This window comes from Arthrobacter sp. ISL-95 (genome assembly GCF_018613695.1).
GTDB lineage: Bacteria > Actinomycetota > Actinomycetes > Actinomycetales > Micrococcaceae > Arthrobacter.
Genome location: NZ_JAGGPR010000002.1, coordinates 114,942 through 134,793 on the forward strand (window position 1 = coordinate 114,942; position 19,852 = coordinate 134,793).

At 61.7% G+C, this 19,852-nt stretch carries 18 protein-coding genes and 1 pseudogene; 13 read left to right on the top strand and 6 right to left on the bottom strand.

Features of this window, described 5'->3' with window-relative positions; translation table 11 throughout:
• Positions 1-64: 64 nt before the first annotated feature.
• Positions 65-895 (bottom strand): annotated as a pseudogene (locus J7I86_RS23235) (glycoside hydrolase family 43 protein); the annotation flags it as partial.
• Positions 896-1,006: 111 nt separating this feature from the next.
• Between J7I86_RS23235 and J7I86_RS01645 the strand changes: the two are divergent.
• On the top strand, positions 1,007-2,308 hold the full coding sequence (locus J7I86_RS01645; RefSeq protein ID WP_214815047.1) for an ABC transporter substrate-binding protein: 1,302 nt from the start codon (positions 1,007-1,009) through the stop codon (positions 2,306-2,308).
• Between the two features lie 80 nt (positions 2,309-2,388).
• Here the strand turns inward: J7I86_RS01645 and J7I86_RS01650 are convergent, their stop codons facing one another.
• From J7I86_RS01650 to sdhC, 5 genes are all read right to left on the bottom strand, one after another.
• Positions 2,389-3,165, bottom strand: a complete 777-nt coding sequence (locus tag J7I86_RS01650) for a S9 family peptidase (protein WP_214815048.1) — start codon at positions 3,163-3,165, stop codon at positions 2,389-2,391.
• Positions 3,166-3,330: 165 nt separating this feature from the next.
• Complete coding sequence (locus tag J7I86_RS01655; RefSeq protein ID WP_011773975.1) at positions 3,331-4,113, bottom strand: succinate dehydrogenase iron-sulfur subunit; 783 nt, start codon at positions 4,111-4,113, stop codon at positions 3,331-3,333.
• Entirely contained in the window at positions 4,113-5,912 is a 1,800-nt protein-coding gene (sdhA, locus tag J7I86_RS01660; RefSeq protein WP_089594136.1) for a succinate dehydrogenase flavoprotein subunit, read from the bottom strand. The genes J7I86_RS01655 and sdhA overlap by 1 nt, the downstream gene beginning before the upstream one ends.
• 100 nt (positions 5,913-6,012) lie before the next feature.
• Positions 6,013-6,489, bottom strand: a complete 477-nt coding sequence (locus tag J7I86_RS01665; protein WP_214815049.1) for a succinate dehydrogenase hydrophobic membrane anchor subunit — start codon at positions 6,487-6,489, stop codon at positions 6,013-6,015.
• 3 nt (positions 6,490-6,492) lie between these two features.
• On the bottom strand, positions 6,493-6,873 hold the full coding sequence (sdhC, locus tag J7I86_RS01670; protein WP_011773978.1) for a succinate dehydrogenase, cytochrome b556 subunit: 381 nt from the start codon (positions 6,871-6,873) through the stop codon (positions 6,493-6,495).
• Between the two features lie 254 nt (positions 6,874-7,127).
• Between sdhC and J7I86_RS01675 the strand changes: the two genes are divergently transcribed.
• From J7I86_RS01675 to J7I86_RS01730, 12 genes are all read left to right on the top strand, one after another.
• Positions 7,128-8,261, top strand: a complete 1,134-nt coding sequence (locus J7I86_RS01675; protein WP_214815050.1) for a mannose-1-phosphate guanylyltransferase — start codon at positions 7,128-7,130, stop codon at positions 8,259-8,261.
• 110 nt (positions 8,262-8,371) lie between these two features.
• Positions 8,372-9,577: an amidohydrolase gene (locus J7I86_RS01680; RefSeq protein ID WP_214815051.1), complete on the top strand. Its 1,206-nt coding sequence runs from the start codon at positions 8,372-8,374 to the stop codon at positions 9,575-9,577.
• Between the two features lie 122 nt (positions 9,578-9,699).
• Positions 9,700-10,134 (top strand): MarR family winged helix-turn-helix transcriptional regulator, encoded by a 435-nt coding sequence (locus J7I86_RS01685; RefSeq protein WP_214815052.1) that lies wholly within the window; start codon positions 9,700-9,702, stop codon positions 10,132-10,134.
• A 54-nt stretch (positions 10,135-10,188) separates the two neighbouring features.
• A complete protein-coding gene (locus J7I86_RS01690; protein ID WP_214815053.1) occupies positions 10,189-10,620 on the top strand; it encodes an organic hydroperoxide resistance protein in 432 nt (143 codons plus the stop codon).
• On the top strand, positions 10,617-11,630 hold the full coding sequence (locus tag J7I86_RS01695; RefSeq protein WP_214815054.1) for an NADP-dependent oxidoreductase: 1,014 nt from the start codon (positions 10,617-10,619) through the stop codon (positions 11,628-11,630). The genes J7I86_RS01690 and J7I86_RS01695 overlap by 4 nt, the downstream gene beginning before the upstream one ends.
• 113 nt (positions 11,631-11,743) lie before the next feature.
• A complete protein-coding gene (locus tag J7I86_RS01700) occupies positions 11,744-12,982 on the top strand; it encodes a BMP family protein (protein ID WP_214815055.1) in 1,239 nt (412 codons plus the stop codon).
• Between the two features lie 135 nt (positions 12,983-13,117).
• Positions 13,118-14,635 carry an ABC transporter ATP-binding protein gene (locus J7I86_RS01705; RefSeq protein ID WP_214815056.1) on the top strand — a complete coding sequence of 506 codons (1,518 nt, stop codon included), beginning with the start codon at positions 13,118-13,120 and terminating at the stop codon, positions 14,633-14,635.
• The gene (locus tag J7I86_RS01710; protein ID WP_214815057.1) at positions 14,628-15,983 is read left to right on the top strand and encodes an ABC transporter permease; all 1,356 of its coding nucleotides are present in this window, start codon (positions 14,628-14,630) and stop codon (positions 15,981-15,983) included. The genes J7I86_RS01705 and J7I86_RS01710 overlap by 8 nt, the downstream gene beginning before the upstream one ends.
• Positions 15,980-17,269: an ABC transporter permease gene (locus tag J7I86_RS01715; protein ID WP_214815058.1), complete on the top strand. Its 1,290-nt coding sequence runs from the start codon at positions 15,980-15,982 to the stop codon at positions 17,267-17,269. The genes J7I86_RS01710 and J7I86_RS01715 overlap by 4 nt, the downstream gene beginning before the upstream one ends.
• A 2-nt stretch (positions 17,270-17,271) precedes the next feature.
• On the top strand, positions 17,272-17,676 hold the full coding sequence (locus tag J7I86_RS01720) for a cytidine deaminase (RefSeq protein WP_214815059.1): 405 nt from the start codon (positions 17,272-17,274) through the stop codon (positions 17,674-17,676).
• Positions 17,673-18,983, top strand: coding sequence for a thymidine phosphorylase (locus J7I86_RS01725; protein WP_214815060.1), 1,311 nt, complete (start codon positions 17,673-17,675; stop codon positions 18,981-18,983). Before J7I86_RS01720 ends, J7I86_RS01725 begins: the two co-directional genes overlap by 4 nt.
• An 89-nt stretch (positions 18,984-19,072) precedes the next feature.
• Positions 19,073-19,723: a DedA family protein gene (locus tag J7I86_RS01730; protein ID WP_214815061.1), complete on the top strand. Its 651-nt coding sequence runs from the start codon at positions 19,073-19,075 to the stop codon at positions 19,721-19,723.
• Positions 19,724-19,852: the final 129 nt, after the last annotated feature.

Sequence of the window (19,852 nt, forward strand, 5' to 3'; positions counted from 1 at the left end):
CTGAAGCCAGGACCACGGTGTCGTCAAGCTCACGGAGAGGGAGGAACACCGCTCGTTCATTGGGACTGTTATTGGGCTGATGAAGAGTAAGGAACAGGCCGCCGTCCAACGTCCGGCCGATCATGCCATGCCCTCCATCGGTGTCCCACAGCGGCTCTTCCTCCTGGGTCCACGGGCCCAGCACGGTTCCGGATTCGCTCCGGGCAATCCCCATGGAATAGCCGTGGTCGCCAAAGCTGGACCACAGCATGATCAGACTGCCGTTGCCAAGCCTGAACAAGAAGGGTCCGTCCGTGACGTAAACGGGGAGCTCCCTGTCACGGACTGCTGGCACATCCAATGCTCGAGCCCATGGCGCTTCCGAAGCGCTGAACAGGAAGAACGGCTCACCGACGGCCTGCCTCAGATCGGGACTGAGGCGTTGGGCCATGATGGTGCCGTCATGGACCTGTTTCCACTCGTGGCAGAACACCATCCACGGCGCACCTTCCTGATCAATGTGGAGTGTGCCGTCCAGGCACTCCCAATCACTGGGAGTAACGGGGCCGTCGCTCCAGGGCTCAAAGGGGCCTTCCGGCATGGCGGCGGTAAGTATCTGCGTTCCACGGGAGCATCCCGGAGCGGTGAAAGTGGCAAACATGAAGTAGCGGCCCTGGTATTCATGCACCTCGGGCGCCCAAAACTGTTCCTGGCTCCAGAACCCGGCGGGCGGGCGAAAGGCCTCGATGGGACCTTCCCAGGTCAGCAGGTCACTGCTCCGGTAGCAGTCGAAGCCTGTGGCGGGTCCCCGCCAAATGTTCTTGTCAGTGCTTCCAAAGAGCAGGTATTGCCCGGATTCCTGCAATGTGACTACGAAGGGGTCCCGGATCTGGATCTGGTCCAAGTGGTAGGTCAAAGCGTGCTCCTTTGCAGGCCTAAATAGTTCACGGTGGAAACTATTGACGAATATACACGGCCTTGATACGTTTCAGGAACCGTTTTCTTAAGTCTGAAAGAAGCTTACTCAATGGCGCGTAAATCCCCCCGCAGTATCCGGAAGTCCATAGCATTCTTCACCGCTGTGGGCCTGCTTGGCCTCACCACAGCGTGTTCCAGCCCTTCGTCCAACCAGCCCGAAGACGGCCCGGTAGAAATTCGGTTCTCGTGGTGGGGCAACGCCACCCGTGCCGAACTGACCAACAGGGCCATCAAGGAATTCGAGGCAGCCAACCCCAACATCAAGGTCAAGCCGGAGTACGGAGACATCGGAGGGTACTTCGACAAACTGGCCACCCAGGTGGCTGCAAACGACGCCCCGGATGTCATCACCATGGGCGGCGCCTACCCGGCGGAGTACGCCAACCGAGGCGCGCTTCTGGACCTGTCCACGGTTGGGGGATCCTTGGACCTCTCCAAGATGGATCAGGGAGCCCTCGACAACGGCCAGGTGCAAGGCAAGCAATACGGTGTGTCCACCGGGGCCAACGCCTTGGCCATTGTGGTCAACCCGGCCATGTTCCAAGCCGCCGGCGTAGCCCTTCCGGATGACAGCAAATGGTCCTGGGATGACTTCGCCAAGACCGCCGCGGACATCACCGCCAAGAGCCCCAAGGGAACTTACGGCACGGCCACCGTTCTCACGCACGACTCGCTGGATGCCTTCGCCCGGCAACGCGGCGAATCCTTGTACACGCAGGACGGCCAGCTGGGGCTCGGCAAGGAAACCGTTCAGGACTACTTCGATTTCTCCGTCAAACTCAGTGAGTCAGGCGCAGCCCCCAGCGCTTCAGAAACCGTGGAGAAGCTCAATGTCAGCACCGAGCAGACACTCATGGGTATGGGGCAAGCAGGCATGATGCTAACTTGGACCAACTCCTTGTCTGCCCTCAGCAAAGCATCCGGCGCCGAACTCAAGCTGCTGAAATTGCCCGGCGAGAACCCCACACCCGGCATCTGGCTTCAGTCCTCGCAGTTCTACACCATCGCCGCCCGCAGCAAGCACACGGATGCGGCCGCCAAACTGGTCAGCTTCCTGGTCAACAATGAGGCCGCAGCAAAGATCATCCAGAGCGACCGTGGCGTGCCCAGCAACGCCGGGATGCGCACCGCCATTCAGGACCTGCTGACACCCCAAGGCAAGGTGGAAGCCGCCTATATCGACCAGATCGGCAAGATGGAGTTCGCGCCAACCTTCATCGGTCCTACGGGTTCAACGGCTGTCTCCGAGATCACCGCCCGCATCAACACTGAGGTCCTGTTCAAGAGGCTGAGCCCGGAGAAGGCTGCCGAGCAGTGGCTCAGCGAAAGTAAAGCGGCCATCGGCAAGTAGTACCCAACCGTGTGACAGCAAACGCTCTACTGAGGCGTCAGTGGAACGTTTGCTGTGACCTACTTGGGCGGGCAGGGTCCTCAGCCGGCGTCGCGGACCTCAAGGTACGGGTCTGCCCAGGCTCCGATGATTCGGGCAACCCGTGCTGCCTGGCCTTTCCCGGTGAGGAGATGCTCACTGCCCTCCAACGAGATAAAACTCCGGGGATGCCGGGCAGTACGGAAGATTTCGCTGGCGTTGTCGATCCCCACGGTGTTGTCGGTGGGGGAGTGCATCACCATCAACGGCTTGTGGAGGGTGCGGATGCAGTCGCGAAGGTCCGCACGTTCCACGTCTTCCACAAAGTGGCGCCGGACTTCCATGGGCCGCCCGCCAAGGTCCACCACAGCGCTGCCATCGCGCAGGATGGAGTCAATCTCGGTGTCGAACATATGCTCAACATGCTTGGGCTCGTAGGGTGCGGCAACGGTCACCACGGCGTTGAGGCCGGGGATGTCGCGTGCTGCGGCCAGCACGGCGGCACCGCCGAAGGAGTGACCCACCAGCAGCGAGATTCCACGGCCCTGCTCCTGCATGAAGTTCGCTGCCAGAATGGTGTCGGCTACCTTGACGCTGAACGAGCCCGCCGACCATTCACCGGCCGAGCCGCCCAACCCCAGGTTGTCGAAGCGCAGCATGCCAACGCCCTGCTCCGCGAGCCCTTTGCAGATGCGCGATGCTGCCGGGCTGTCCTTGCCCAGGGTCAGGCCATGGGAGTAGACACCCCAACCGCGCACGGGTCCCTCGGGAACGTCCACGATGCCGGCCAAGGTGTCGCCGGTGCTTCCCGTGAAGCTGATCTTCTCAGAGCGTGACACGCTGATCTCCTTGCGTAGGGGTAACGGTTCCGGTGGCGGCTGGTTCCGGCAGTTGATTAACGACGACGGCGTAATTAACGACGACGGCGCCACCCACCAACAGTGGTGAGCGGCGCCGACGTCGTGCTTGTTCTAAGTCCTGCTTGTTCTTAGGTGAACGCTGAACTAGATCTTGCGGGCCAGAATGGCCTGCTTGACCTCGGCGATTGCCTGGGTGACCTGGATGCCACGGGGGCATGCTTCCGAGCAGTTGAAGGTGGTGCGGCAACGCCACACGCCTTCTTTGTCGTTCAGGATCTCAAGACGCATGTCGCCGGCGTCGTCGCGGGAATCGAAGATGAAGCGGTGGGCGTTGACGATCGCGGCCGGACCAAAATACTGGCCATCGGTCCAGAAGACCGGGCAGGACGAGGTGCAGGCTGCGCACAGGATGCACTTGGTGGTGTCATCAAAGCGCTCACGGTCCTCAACGGACTGCAGGCGTTCCTTGGTGGGCTCGTGGCCCTTGTTGATCAGGAACGGCATGACTTCGCGGAAGGACTGGAAGAAGGGTTCCATGTCCACAATCAGGTCCTTCTCCACAGGGAGGCCCTTGATCGGCTCGACGGTGATGGGCTTGGTGGTGTCCAGGTCCTTCAGCAGCGTCTTGCAGGCGAGGCGGTTACGGCCGTTGATGCGCATGGCATCGGAGCCACACACGCCGTGGGCGCAGGAGCGACGGAAGGAAACGCTACCGTCAATCTCCCACTTGACCTTGTGGAGGGCATCCAACACGCGGTCAGTGCCGTACATGGTCAGCTTGTAGTCATCCCAGCGTGCTTCGTCCGAGATTTCGGGATCGTAGCGGCGTACGCGCAGCGTGATGTGGAAGGTGGGAATTTCACCGTCGCCTGCAACGCTTGCCGGGAGCTCGATCTTGGAAGCGGGCTCTGCCATTTCGGTCGTCATTAGTACTTACGCTCCATCGGCTCGTAACGGGTGAAGATGACGGGCTTCGTCTCAAGACGGATGCCCGCAACAGATTCCGCCGAGGAGTCGACGGTGACGGAAGTGTCCAGGTAAGCCATGGAGTGCTTCATGAACTTTTCGTCATTGCGGTCCGGGAAGTCCTCGCGGTAGTGGCCACCGCGCGACTCTTCACGGTGCAGTGCACCAACGGTCATAACCTTGGCCATGTCCAGCAGGAAGCCCAGTTCCACTGCTTCCAGGAGATCCAGGTTGAAGCGCTTGCCCTTGTCCTGAACCGTGACGTGCTTGTAACGCTCTTCGAAGGAAGCGATGTCGCGGAGTACCTGTTCCAGGGATTCCTTGGTGCGGAACACCTGCATGTTGGCGTCCATGGTGTCCTGCAGTTCCTTGCGGATCTGCGCAACACGCTCGGTGCCGTTGCCGGTGAGCAGGCCGTCCAGGATGCCGCGGGTCATTGCCTCGGGGTCCTCGGGGAGCTCAACGTAGTCAGCGGTCTTCGAGTACTCCGCAGCCGCGATACCGGCGCGCTTACCGAAGACGTTGATGTCCAGGAGCGAGTTGGTGCCGAGGCGGTTTGAGCCGTGCACGGACACGCAAGCAACTTCACCGGCTGCGTAGAGGCCCGGGACGATCGTGTCGTTGTCCTGGAGCACTTCAGTGGTGATGTTCGTGGGGATGCCACCCATGGCGTAGTGCGCAGTGGGGAACACAGGAACGGGATCGGTGAACGGTTCCACACCAAGGTAGGTGCGCGCGAACTCCGTGATGTCCGGAAGCTTGGCCTCGATGTGTGCAGGCTCAAGGTGGGTCAGGTCCAGCAGAACGTAGTCCTTGTTTGGACCACAACCGCGGCCTTCGCGCACTTCGTTGGCCATGGCGCGGGCCACGATGTCACGGGGTGCAAGGTCCTTGATGGTGGGGGCATAGCGCTCCATGAAGCGCTCACCTTCAGAGTTACGCAGGATGGCACCTTCACCACGTGCGCCCTCGGTGAGGAGGATGCCAAGGCCGGCGAGGCCGGTCGGGTGGAACTGGAAGAACTCCATGTCTTCCAGGGGGATGCCGCGGCGGAACGCGATGCCCATGCCGTCACCGGTGAGGGTGTGGGCGTTGGACGTGGTCTTGAAAACCTTGCCGGCGCCGCCGGAGGCGAACACCACGGACTTGGCCTGGAAGACGTGCAGTTCACCGGAAGCGAGGTCATAAGAGACCACGCCGGCAACACGCTTCTGCTTGTACGGGGTTCCGTCTTCGCGTACGGCGTCTTCTTCGACGATCAACAGGTCAAGGACGTAGTACTCGTTGTAGAACTCAACGTTGTGCTTGACGCAGTTTTGGTACAGCGTCTGGAGGATCATGTGGCCGGTACGGTCAGCTGCGTAGCAAGCACGGCGAACGGGTGCCTTGCCGTGATCGCGAGTGTGGCCACCGAAGCGGCGCTGGTCAATCCGGCCCTCGGGCGTGCGGTTGAACGGCAGGCCCATCTTTTCCAGGTCCAGCACGGCGTCAATGGCTTCTTTAGCCATGACCTCGGCGGCATCCTGGTCAACCAGGTAGTCGCCACCCTTGATGGTGTCAAAGGTGTGCCACTCCCAGTTGTCTTCTTCGACGTTGGCCAGCGCTGCGCACATTCCACCTTGGGCTGCACCGGTGTGCGAGCGGGTGGGGTAGAGCTTGGTCAGTACCGCGGTGCGTGCTCGCTGACCGGATTCGATCGCGGCGCGCATGCCGGCGCCACCTGCACCGACAATGACGACGTCGTACTTATGGACCTGCATACCAGATGCTCTCTCTTTCAAAAATTCAGATGGTCGGCGGAGGCTGCTCCGCTACGTCAGGCGAACCGGCTTGCTCGGGGGAGTAAACCGGAAGGCGCCGCTACGGGGCCGGGCAGAAACCACCAGGCAACTGAACGCCGTCGACGACGGGGCACGGGTTGAAGGTGAAGATCACCAGCGTGCCGAGGATGATGATGACCAGGGTGGCCGCGTAGAGGACCATCTTGAGCCAGAAGCGCGTGGAATCCTTCTCGGCGTAGTCGTTGATGATGGTGCGGACGCCGTTGGTGCCGTGCAGCATGGCAAGCCACAGCATGGCCAGGTCCCAGAACTGCCAGAACGGATCGGCCCACTTGCCGGCAACAAAGCCGAAGTCGATTGCGTGGATGCCCTCGCCTACCAGCAGGTTCACGAACAGGTGGCCGAAGATCAGCACCACCAGGACGATGCCGGACAGACGCATGAACAGCCAGGCGATCATTTCGAAGTTGCCACGGCTGGAGCCGGTGCGGTTGTACTTCGGTGCGATCTTCCCGCCGCCGATTTTTCCACTGCGTGGGGATTCGATGGTTGTCATGGCTTAGTGGCCTCCCAGCGCGAGGGACAGGTGGCGGATAGCGAAGCCTGCGAACGTGACAAGCCACAGTGCAAGCACGACCCACAGCAACTGGCGCTGGTACTTAGCGCCCTTCTTCCAGAAGTCGATGGCGATCACACGCAGGCCGTTGAAGGCGTGGAAGATGATCGCGGCGACCAGGCCCGTTTCACCCAGGGCCATGAGGGGGTTCTTGTAGGCGCCAATGACGGCGGTGTAGGCCTCAGGGGACACGCGCACCAATGAGGTGTCCAGCACATGGACCAACAAGAAGAAAAAGATCACTACACCTGTAATGCGGTGTCCAACCCAGGACCACATGCCTTCACGGCCGCGGTACAAGGTGCCAGCTGGTTTTGTCGGCACTGATTAAACCTTCCTGCAACACAGCGGCGCTGGCATGGGATCCACGCGGGGGGAACGCCTGCTGCGAGAGCACTCGTAGCTCACGCCTAAATCTAGGCTTCGCTAACAGCATATTCAATTTAGGACGGGCTTCTCTCCTTGTTAATTCCATGTTTCCTGCCCAAATTCAGGCGATTTTTGGGAACTGCCTGAGACGAACGCCACACGTGTGTCCTGCTGCGGGGCTTCCCGCCGGCACAGGATAAAGTGTTGCGGTGAGTACAGAAGACGCGAAATACCCGGAATCGCCATTGAACCGCTTCCATGCGGTTATTCCGGCGGGCGGTGTGGGGACCCGGCTATGGCCACTCTCGCGTGCCGCTGCGCCCAAGTTCCTCCACGACCTGACCGGTTCCGGCAGCACGTTGTTGAGGGCTACATATGACCGCCTGGAGCCGCTGGCCGGCGAACGGGTCCTTGTTGTAACCGGCGAGGCGCACCGCGCCGCCGTGTGCCGCCAACTCCCCGAAATAGGGGACGACGAATTGGTGCTGGAGAGCGAGCCCAAGGACTCCGGTGCCGCAATCGGCCTTGCCGCCGCCATCCTTTACCGCCGCGATCCTGACACCATCATGGGTTCCTTCGCTGCGGACCAGGTCATCAGCCCGGACGATCTCTTCCTGGAGACCGTGCGCGAGGCCATCTTTACTGCGGCCACCGGCAAGATCGTCACCATCGGCATCAAGCCCACCCACCCTTCCACCGGATTCGGGTACATCCGTTCCGGTGCGGCCCTGAACGTGGAAGGCGCCCCGAACGCTCTTGCTGTTGCGGAGTTCGTGGAGAAGCCCAGCCAGGAAGTGGCCAACAAATATGTTGAGGCAGGGGACTACGTCTGGAATGCCGGCATGTTCGTGGCTCCCGTTGCGCTCATGCTTAAGCACCTTGAGGCCAACCAGCCGGAACTGTTCAAGGGCCTGCAGGAAATCGCCGAGGCCTGGGACACTCCGCAGCGCGGGGAAGTGACATCGCGCGTGTGGCCGACGCTGCCGAAGATTGCCATCGACTACGCCGTCGCGGAGCCCGCAGCGGAAGCCGGCGATGTCGCCGTCGTGCCTGGTACTTTCCGTTGGGACGACGTTGGCGACTTTGCCGCGATCGGCCGCCTCAACAACGCAGGCGACGTCGATGAAGTAACGGTCCTTGGCGAGGGCGCTCGTGTGTTCGCCGAGAATGCCAGCGGCGTGGTGGTCTCCGATACCAAGCGCGTCATTGCCTTGATCGGCATCAAGGACGTGGTCATCGTGGACACTCCGGACGCACTCCTGGTCACCACCAAGGAGCACGCGCAGCTGGTCAAGGGCACTGTTGATGCCCTGAAAGCCAGCGGCGATACGGACGTGCTGTAGTACATCTGCTTATACCGTGAGCCACCTCTTTGGTTGTCCTGCGTCTGAACGCGGCGTAACCAAGAGGTGGCTTTCGTTCTTCGGGTGGCGTGCATGGCTAGAGTTGTGACGTGCGCAATTACACCACTGAAACCGAGCCCGCTCCCGTTGTGAGTCCTTGGGTTGATGAACTCCTCCCCGGACTCATTGATTTCCGGCGTGACCTCCACGCGCACCCGGAGCTGTCCTTCAAGGAGTTCCGCACCACGGACAAGCTGGTGGAGCGTCTGGAAGCAGCCGGGTTGAAGCCGCGGCGGCTGGAGGAGACCGGGCTAACGGTTGACGTGGGTGAGGGCCCCATTGCCACGGCTCTCCGCGGTGACATTGACGCCTTGCCGATCATTGAGGAAACCGGCCTGCCGTTCGCGTCGAAGAACCACGGCGTTACCCACGCTTGCGGGCACGATGTCCACACCACCGCCATGCTCGGCATCGCCTTGACGCTGCAGCGGATGCACAAGAACAATCCGCTGGGCGGCACGGTCCGGATCATTTTCCAGCCTGCCGAGGAAACCATGCCGGGTGGCGCGCTGTCCTGCATTGAGCAGGGAGTGCTCGAAGGAGTGCCGCGTATCCTGGCTCTGCACTGTGACCCCCGGATCAACGTAGGCCAGATCGGCACGCGTATCGGCGCTATCACCTCGGCCTCGGACACCATCAAAATTGAGCTCTCCGGCCGCGGTGGGCACACCTCACGGCCGCACCTGACCGAGGACCTCGTATTCGCGCTGGCTCAAATAGCGGTCAACGTTCCGGCCGTCCTTTCCAGACGGGTTGATGTCCGCAGCGGAGTGTCGGTGGTGTGGGGCCAGATCTCGGCCGGCTCAGCACCAAACGCCATCCCGGGCTCCGGCTACATGGCCGGCACCATGCGTTGCCTGGATCGCGATGCCTGGCACAGCGCGGGGGAGTTGCTGGACGACGTCGTGCGGCAGGTCGCCGCGCCCTACGGCGTGGACGTCCACCTTGAGCACACCCGCGGCGTGCCGCCCGTAGTGAACTCCGAGCATGAGACGGCCCTCATCGAGGCCTCCGCACGCGCGGAACTGGGTGAGAATGCAGTGGTCCTCACGCCGCAGTCCATGGGTGGCGAGGACTTCGCCTGGTTCCTTGCCGACCTTCCCGGAGCCATGATGCGCCTGGGCACGCACACCCCCGGGGGCGAAGAGTACGATCTCCACCGCGGTGACTTCATCGTTGACGAGCGTGCCCTTGGCTACGCCATCCGCGTCCTGACCGCAGCTGCCCTGCGCACCATCCGCGACCTCCAGCAGTAAACCCAACTGAGTCGCAGTTAAGCGCGTTTTGAGCTCTCAGAACGCGCTTAGATGCGACTCAGTTGGGTTCTTTGGGCGCAGGTCAGTTGTGCGCAATTGAATTGTGCACTATCGTTTTAGTCATGAGTGATGCACCCCGCCTCCGCCACCAGGTCTGCTTTGCGCTGTACTCGGCGTCCAAAGCTGCGACGGCGGTCTACCGCCCCGTGTTGGAGGACTTCGGCCTGACGTACCCGCAGTACCTGGTGATGCTGGTGCTCTGGGAGCAGGAACCGCGCAGTGTTCGTGAACTCGGTGCGGAGCTGGGCTTGGACTCCGGAACGTTGTCACCCCTGCTCAAGCGCTTGGAGGCCATGGGATTGGTGGAGCGCCACCGCTCGGCCGAGGATGAGCGGCGTGTGGATGTTGTCCTGACCGACGCCGGCACCGCCTTGAGTGACCGCGCCCAGGCTGTACCCCAGCGCCTCGCTGACGCCGCCGGCCTCTCGCCCGCGGAAATCGGGCAGCTGCACGCCACACTGGGCAAGCTCACGTCAGCCCTCAACAGCTCACTCTGAACAGACCTCCCGGAAAATCCCGGGATATCCCTTCCCGAAGAGAACGGAAACACCATGAAGACTCTTTACACTGCCGAGGCATTGGCGTCGGGCGAAGGCCGCGACGGCAACGCCCGCACCAACGACGGCAAACTGGATGTCGCCCTCGCAAGCCCGGTGGAACTGGGAGGCAACGGCGAAGGAACCAACCCTGAGCAGCTGTTCGCTGCCGGTTACGCCGCGTGCTTCCACTCTGCTTTGCGCTTGGTGGGCCGCAAGGAACGCGTCGACCTCAGCGATTCAGCAGTTGCCGCCAAAATCCACTTCGGTGCACTGACGGACAGTGAAGGCTACGGCTTGGCCGCCGAACTCGAGATCGCCCTGCCCGCGCTGGGCCGCACCACCGCTGAAGAACTGATGGCTAAAGCGCACCAAATTTGCCCGTACTCCAACGCAACCCGCGGCAACATGGCCGTTGACCTCAAGCTCGTGGAGTTCGCAGCATGAGCGCCGTTGCAATCGAAACCCGCGAAATCCAGCTCGCCTCCCGCCCGGTTGGCCGTCCGGCTCCGGAGAACTTCCGGCTGGCAGCAGCGCAGCTCCCTGAGCTTGCCGAGGGCCAGCTCCTGGTGAAGAACCAGTTCATGTCCGTGGACCCTTACATGCGCGGCCGCATGAACGACGTCAAGTCCTACTCGGCCCCGTTCCGCCTGGATACAGCGCTCGACGGCGGTGCGGTAGGTGAGGTGATCGCGTCCCGTTCGGACGCGCACAAGGTGGGTGACGTCGTCGTGCATCAACTCGGCTGGCGTGAGCATGCAGTGGTGGACGCCGCAGCAACAACACCGGTCCCGTCGGGACTGGCTCCTACCTCCGCTTTCCTTGGCGCTCTGGGCATGACAGGCCTGACCGCTTACGCCGGATTGCTGAAGGTCGCTGAGTTCAAGGAAGGCGATGTGGTGTTCGTCTCCGGCGCGGCAGGTGCGGTCGGCTCCATGGTGGGCCAGATCGCCAAGGTCATGGGCGCTTCAAAGGTCATCGGCAGCGCAGGATCGCCGGAGAAAGTTGCCCGGCTGCTGGAGCTTGGCTTTGATACTGCCTTCAATTACAACGATGCCCCTGTGCTGGAGCAGCTGAGGGAAGCGGCCGGGGAGCGTGGCATCGACGTGTACTTTGACAACGTTGGTGGCGAGCATCTCGAAGCAGCCCTGGCCACTCTCACGGTTGGCGGGCGCGTAGCCATGTGCGGAGCCATTGCGCAGTACAACTCCACGGAGCCCCCGGTGGCGCCCCGGAACCTGGCCGTGGCAATCGGCAAGCAGCTGACCCTGCGCGGATTCCTGGTGGGCGGACAGCGACAGCACGCCGCTGAATTCGCGCAGAAGATGGCGGGCTGGTTGGCCGATGGCTCCGTCAGCTACGACGAAACAATCGTCGACGGCCTGGAGAATGCGCCGCAGGCGTTCATCGATCTCCTGGATGGTGCGAACACGGGAAAGATGCTGGTTCGCCTCTAATCCACAGGTGAATCGCGTATGACTTGCACACCCGGCTACTGCTTGGTAACAAAAGGTCAACAATCTGACCTGGAGTGATCATTTGTGGTAGCTGGGTGTGTTTCAGGCCACTAGTGTGGGTTTCATCAATGCGCTTCGGCGCAGCTGCGAGCATCAGTGAAAACAGAATTTCTGCCTCAGGTATAGGAAACGGACACTCATTGACCATCCGTCGTAGCGCCAATCACTTTCTTCCTGGAGGAAAATTGAAGAAACCACTGCGTGCCACCCTGAAGCGCGGTTCAATGGCCGGGGTTGCCACTCTCGGCGCAGCAGCGCTCCTGCTGACCAGTTGTGGCCAGGCTCCTGACGCTGGCTCCGGCACCGCTACCAAGAGCGATTTTGTTGGATGCATCGTGTCCGACTCCGGCGGATTCGATGACCAGTCCTTCAACCAGTCCTCGTTCGAGGGCCTCAAGAAGGCCGAGACTGATCTGGGCATCACGGTGAAGTCGGCCGAATCAAAGGCCAACAGTGACTTCGAAACGAACCTTAACGGCATGGTCTCCGCCGGCTGCAACCTCACCGTCACGGTTGGCTTCCTCCTCGGCGACGCCACCAAAGCTGCTGCGGCAGCGAACGCGGACAAGCACTTCGCGATTATCGACTACTCGTACGAAACCCCCATCACCAACGTGAAGCCGATCGTGTATGACACGGCCCAGGCAGCTTACTTGGCGGGTTACGCGGCTGCGGCTACCTCCAAGACCGGCAAGGTGGGTACCTTCGGCGGCATCAAGATCCCCACGGTCACCATCTTCATGGATGGCTTCTACGACGGTGTCCAGGCCTACAACAAGGCCAAGAACAAGACCGTCCAAGTTGTCGGCTGGGACAAGAACACCCAAGACGGTTCGTTCACGGGTGACTTCGAGAAGCAGGACACCGGCAAGCAGGTCACCATCAACCTCCTGGACCAGGGCGCTGACATCATCATGCCCGTGGCCGGACCGGTTGGTAAGGGTGCAGGCGCTGCGCTGAAGGAAGCCAAGGCTGCAGGCAAGGACGTCAAGCTGATCTGGGTTGACTCCGATGGCTACCTCACCGCTCCTGAGTACAAGGACCTGATGCTGACCTCCGTGGTCAAGCAGATGGGCGAAGCCGTTGAAGCAGTTGTGAAAGACGACACCGAAGGCAAGTTCAACAACCAAGCCTACGTTGGCACGTTGGAGAACGATGGCGTAGCCATCGCTCCGTTCCACGACCTTGACTCGGCTGTGACCGCTGAAACCAAGTCCGAGCTCGATGCCCTGAAGGCTGACATCGTCTCAGGCAAGCTGGTTGTCGAATCGGCCGCGAGCCCCAAGAAGTAAACCAATTCCTGGACGCGCCGCCAGTACCGAGCCCCGGTACTGGCGGCGCGTTTTTGCCCTGACTACGCTGGGCCTCAAAGCCAGAGGCTTTGGAGCAGTACAGCCGTCCCTCGGACTCACAGAACGGTGGGAGTTGTGAAACTCGAATTGAAGGGGATCTCGAAAGCCTTCGGGACCTTCTACGCCAACCAAGACATCGACCTCGTGGTCGAATCCGGCCAGATCCATTGCCTCCTGGGTGAAAATGGTGCCGGTAAATCAACCCTCATGAACGTGCTGTACGGGCTGTACGAGCCCACAGCCGGCCAGATCCTGGTGGATGACCAGCCGGTTAATTTCCGTGGACCCGGTGATGCCATGGCCGCAGGTATCGGCATGGTGCACCAGCACTTTATGCTGGTTCCCGTTTTTACAGTGGCGGAAAACGTGGCGCTCGGCGCGGAACCAACCACGTTCGGCGGTGTGCTGAGCATGGACGAAACCCGGAAGAAAATCCGGGAAATTTCCGATCACTACGGATTCGACGTCGATCCCGACGCCTTGGTGGAGGACCTCCCCGTGGGCGTCCAGCAGCGCGTGGAAATCATCAAGGCGCTGGTCCGCGAAGCCAAAGTGCTCATCCTGGATGAGCCCACGGCGGTGCTGACGCCGCAGGAAACCGATGAACTCCTGGACATCATGCGGCAGCTCAAGGCCGGCGGTACCTCCATCGTCTTCATCTCGCACAAGCTGCGTGAAGTCAAAGCTGTCTCCGACGTCATCACGGTCATACGCCGCGGCAAAGTGGTGGGGGATGCTCCACCCACCGCATCAGCCACTGAGCTGGCCTCCATGATGGTGGGCCGCCCTGTCAGCCTGAGCTTGAACAAGGCTCCCGCCCAGCGGAAGGAAACCACGTTCGTGGTGGAGAACCTGACTGTGCGTGCAGCCAATGGCACCAACGTGGTGGACGGAATCAGCTTCGACATCGCCCAAGGCGAGATCCTCGCCGTCGCCGGTGTCCAAGGCAACGGCCAAACGGAACTGACCGAAGCCATCCTGGGAATTCAGGACCACGTCACTGGTTCGGTGACGTTGGACGGCAAGCAACTGCTGGGACTGCCGGTGAAGGAGGTCCTGCGGTCCGGTGTCGGCTTTGTTCCGGAGGACCGAACCGTGGACGGGCTGGTTGGTCCGTTCTCGGTGGCCGAAAACCTTGTGTTGGACCTGTATGACCAGGCGCCGTTTGCCAGCGGTATCAGCATGAAGCCGGCCAAGGTTACCGAGCACGCCAAGGCCAAGATCGAAGAATTTGATATCCGTACGCCGTCCGCAGGTGCGGCCGCAGGAACGCTGTCCGGTGGCAACCAGCAGAAAGTGGTCATGGCGAGGGAGCTGTCCCGGCCGCTGCGATTGTTCATCGCCAGCCAGCCCACCCGTGGCGTGGATGTTGGTTCCATCGAGTTCCTCCACAAGCGCATCGTTGCCGAGCGTGACGTTGGAACGCCTGTCATGATCGTTTCCACAGAGCTAGATGAGGTCATCGAGCTCGCAGACCGTATCGCCGTGCTGTACAAGGGCAAGCTCGTGGGTATTGTCCCTGCCGGAACACCCCGCGACACTCTTGGCTTGATGATGGCCGGCGTCGGCCCTGAAGGAGGCTCCGATGACTGATAAAAATCAGTCCAACGACGAGCAAACACCGGCCCTCTCCACCGAGGACCAGTCCACAGCGGATCTCCGTGCGGCAGATGTCTCACTCGATACCGCAGGCGGCATGCTTGAGCCCTCCATCGTGCCGGTGTCTTCCCAAAGCGGAGCCTCAGGACCGCAGCAGAACAGTCTCATGCGCCGAATCGTCATGGGCAACGGCTTTGTCTCCGTTCTTGCGGTCATTGTGGCGCTGTTCCTCGGCGGCCTGTTGATCGCCAGCACGGATGCGCAGGTTGCCAAAACCGCAGGCTATCTCTTTGCGCGGCCTACGGACTTCCTGAGCGCGTTGTGGTCAGCAATGACCGAGAGCTACGTTGCCCTCTTCCAGGGATCTGTGTTCAGTGCACGCGAAGGTTTCAAGCCTTTGCTCGAGACTATGACCGTGGCAACTCCGCTGATCTGTGCCGGCCTGGGTGTTGCCTTGGCCTTTCGCGCCGGCCTGTTCAACATTGGTGCCCAGGGGCAGATCATCATCAGCGCCACGCTGGCGGCCTACGTCGGGTTCGCCTGGCACCTCCCGTTTGGTCTGCACCTGTTGGTGGTTATCATCATGGGCGTCTTGGGCGGTGCTCTCTGGGGTGCCATTGTGGGCATCCTCAAAGCACGGACGGGCGCTCACGAGGTCATCGTGACCATCATGCTGAACTATGTGGCCTTGTTCCTGCTGGACTTCCTGCTGAACACTGCTGCGTTCCGGCGCCCGGGGGACAACAGCCCCATTTCGCCACGGATCGACGAATCGGCAACCTACCCCATCCTCATCCCGGGATCCCGGCTCCACGTCGGCTTCCTGGTGGCCATAGCGTTGACCTTCGGCGTGTGGTGGCTGCTGAACCGGTCCACCATCGGCTTCGAGTTCCGTGCCGTCGGCGCCAACCCCGTCGCGGCACGGACCGCCGGGGTCAAGGTGTCACGTGCCACCATCCTGGTGATGGCCATGGCCGGCGCCCTGGCAGCATTTGGTGGTGTTGCCCAAGTGTCCGGTACCGAGAAGGTCCTGACGGGCGGCGTCGCTGCCCAGATCGGCTTCGATGCCATCACTGTGGCCCTGCTGGGACGCAGTAAACCGTGGGGGACGTTCTTTGCCGGCCTGCTGTTCGGAGCTTTCCGTGCAGGTGCAGTGCAGATGCAGATCCAGACGGGAACGCCCATCGACATCGTGCTGGTGGTGCAGTCCCTGATCGTCCTCTTCATTGCAGCGCCGCCACTGATCAGGTCGATTTTCCGGCTTGAGCCCAAGAAAAAGAACAAAACACCAAAAGCGGCTCCCAAGGCTGCCCTGGTCAACGCCTCCGGAGGTGCCAAATGAGCGCGACAACCACCGCTCCGAAGTCGGGTTCAACGGCTCTACCGGCGTTCCGGCCTTCCATGAAAGTCCCACTCTCCCTCGGAATCCTTGCACTCCTGGCCTTGGTCTTCTTCGGCTTCCTGGGCCCGGACCAGACCGCCGAGATGAAGATCAGCGATGCCGGCGACGCCGTGGCCGTCCCTGCACTCATGATTCCGGGGCAGGTGGGCGGGGTGGTCTTCGGCATTGTGCTCCTGGCCATGGCCGCCTACTCCATTTACCTCTGGACACAGGGAGAGCGGTCACCCAAGTGGCTGCCTATCGCCTTCGCCGTGGTTTTCGTGTTCGCCTTGCTTGTTTGGATCGTCGCAGGTGCCCGCCAGCCGTCCATCTCGCTGGCCGGCCTGGTTGCCGGCTCAGTGACACTGGCAGTGCCGTTGGTCTTCGGCTCTCTCTCCGGCGTGCTCTGTGAGCGTGTGGGCGTGGTGAACATCGCCATTGAAGGCCAGCTTCTGGGCGGAGCCTTCACCGCCGCGCTGGTAGCCACCATGACGGGCAGCCCCTACATCGGCCTGATCGCGGCAGCTGCTGCCGGTGCTGCCGTGTCCATGGTCCTGGCGGTCTTCAGCATCAAGTACCTGGTCAATCAGATCATTGTGGGCGTTGTCCTGAACGTGCTGGTCTCCGGTCTGACAGGCTTCCTCTACGGCACGCTGATGGTTCCCAACAAAGAGCAGTTCAACACCCCGGGCCGACTGGACATCCTGCCGATCCCGCTGCTCTCGGACATCCCCATCATCGGGCCCATCCTGTTTGAGCAGTCCATTGCCGGCTATCTCATGTACATTGCGGTGGCCGTGGTGTGGTTCGGCCTGTTCAAGACCCGCTGGGGCCTGCGTGTCCGAGCCGTCGGTGAGCACCCGCAAGCTGCTGACACCCTGGGTATCAACGTCAACGCCACCCGGTTCTGGAACGTCACCCTGGGCGGTGCCATTGCTGGCATCGGAGGCGCGGTGTTCACCCTGGTGACTATCGACTCTTTCACCAAGGACATCTCCGGCGGCCGTGGCTTCATCGCCCTGGCAGCCTTGATTTTTGGCCGGTGGAACCCGATTGGAGCGTTCCTCGCATCGCTCCTGTTTGGCTTCGCGTACAACCTGCAGTCCATCCTGGGCATCATAGGTACCCCGGTGCCCAGCCAGTTCATGGCCATGCTGCCGTATCTGGTGACCATCTTCGCCGTCGCCGGCCTGGTGGGTAAGTCGCGGGGACCGGCCGCCAGCGGCATACCGTACGTGAAGGGTTGACGATGCGGGCTAATGACATCGATTGGCAGGCGCTGGAAGAGGCAGCGAAGCAGGCCATGCTCAATGCCTACGCGCCGTATTCGAAATTCCCGGTGGGGGCTGCAGCCCTCACCGAGGACGGCCGGATTGTGAGCGGCTGCAACGTAGAGAACGCCAGTTACGGACTGACCCTCTGCGCCGAATGCGCACTTGTTGGCCAGCTTCACATGACCGGCGGGGGCAGGATCACCGCGTTCTATTGCGTGGACGGCCAGGGCAACATCCTCATGCCGTGCGGGCGCTGCCGCCAATTGCTCTATGAATTCAGGGCACCCGGAATGCAGCTCATGACTACGCAGGGAATCAAATCCATGGACCAGGTACTGCCTGACGCCTTTGGTCCTGAACACCTGGAGGAAAGCACGTGACCAGTACTGAAGCGTTCGACGCCGTCCAGATCATTTCCATCAAGCGGGACAAAGGCACGCTGTCTCCCGAACAGATCGACTGGACCATTGACGCCTACACCCGCGGGGTGATCGCCGAGGAACAGATGGCGGCACTGAACATGGCCATCTTGCTCAACGGCATGAACCGTGCCGAGATTTCGCGCTGGACTTCGGCCATGATCGCCTCAGGCGAGCGGATGGACTTTTCGTCCCTGACAACGCCCGACGGCGGCCGGAAGGCTACCAGCGACAAACACTCCACCGGTGGGGTGGGGGATAAAATCACGCTGCCGTTGGCCCCGCTGGTGGCCGTGTTCGGCGTCGCGGTTCCGCAGCTGTCAGGCCGCGGACTGGGCCACACGGGTGGCACCTTGGATAAGCTTGAGGCCATTCCCGGGTGGCGGGCCAACCTGAGCAACGACGAAATCACGGCTCAGCTGCAGGACGTGGGCGCGGTGATTTGTGCCGCAGGTTCCGGGCTCGCTCCAGCGGACAAGAAGCTCTACGCCTTGCGTGACGTCACCGGCACTGTGGAGGCTATCCCACTGATCGCTTCTTCGATCATGAGCAAGAAGATCGCTGAAGGAACGGGCTCCTTGGTACTGGATGTCAAAGTGGGTTCCGGGGCTTTCATGAAGGATGAAGCGCGGGCCAGGGAGCTTGCCGAGACCATGGTGGCCCTTGGCAAGGACGCAGGCGTCCACACCGTTGCCCTGATCACGGATATGTCTACGCCGTTGGGTTTGACGGCCGGAAACGCTATTGAGGTTGAGGAATCCGTGGAGGTCCTGGCGGGCGGTGGCCCGGAAGACGTCGTCGAACTGACCGTCCGCCTAGCCGAGGAGATGCTGGCAGGCGCCGGTATCCACGACGCAGACCCCGCCGCCGCCTTGAAAGACGGGCGTGCCATGGACGTTTGGAACCGGATGATCGAAGCACAGGGCGGAGACCCACGTGCTGCTCTTCCGGTGGCTAAGGAATCCGAGGTTCTCTACGCCCCGGCTGACGGCGTCCTGGTGGAACTGGATGCGCTTTCCGTGGGCGTTGCCGCCTGGCGCCTGGGAGCCGGCCGTGCCCGCAAGGAGGACCAGGTCCAGGCCGGGGCAGGTGTCCGCATGCACGCCAAGCCCGGCGCGTTGGTCCGTGCGGGGGAGCCGCTCATGACTCTCCTGACGGACACTCCCGAGAAATTCGAGCGGGCCAAGGAAGCGCTCCAGGATGCCGTGGTGATCGCGCCAGAGGGTTCACGCCCGGCGCACCAGCTCATCATCGACCGCATCGCCTAGGCTTAAGTGTTCCGGGCTGTTCCCTAAAGAACAGTCCGGAACACCAGTCATCCGGCGCCTGTGGGGGAGCCGGCTACCGTAAGGAAACCGTGCAGGGCATCAACGATTTCATCCTCGCAGCAGCCGAGCAGCCGTGGGTGTTGTTCCTGGTGCTGGCCTGCTGCGTGATAGATGGCTTCTTCCCGCCCATCCCCAGCGAATCCGTGGTGGTAGGCCTGAGCGCCGTTTCAGGAGGCAGTGGCTCGCCCAACGTGTGGCTGCTGGGCTTGATGGCAGCATTGGGGGCGTTCTCCGGTGACAACATCGCGTACATCATCGGCCGACGCATCGGCATCCAGCGCTGGCGTTGGATGCGCGCCCAACGGATGCAGGGCGCCTTCCGTTGGGCAGGCAAGGAACTGCGACGCCGCTCGGCCTCGCTCATCATGGTGGCCCGCTTTATTCCCATCGGCAGGGTGGCAGTCAACCTGACAGCCGGCGCCACACACTTCCACCACCGGCGCTTCGTAGCCCTCACGGCAATGTCCGCCGTCCTGTGGGCCACCTATTCGGTGATCCTTGGCTACTTCTTTGGTGTCTGGTTCGAAGACAACCATCTCCTGGGTGCGGTCATAGCGATCGTGGTGGCCGTGATCCTGGGAATCATCATTGATCGGATCATCAGCAAAGTCCGGGGATCCGTACCATTGGACGGCAAAAACATCCCTGAGGAAGACGCCCCTACTCCACCCACGGTATGACGTTTCCGGCCCCGGAAGATCAGCCCGGCGGTTGACGACGGCACCTTATCAGCACCTATAGCGTTAAGCGTGTGATCCCAAGGCTGGGACGTAGCGAACGACGTCCCGGCCATGGGACACTAAGAGCGA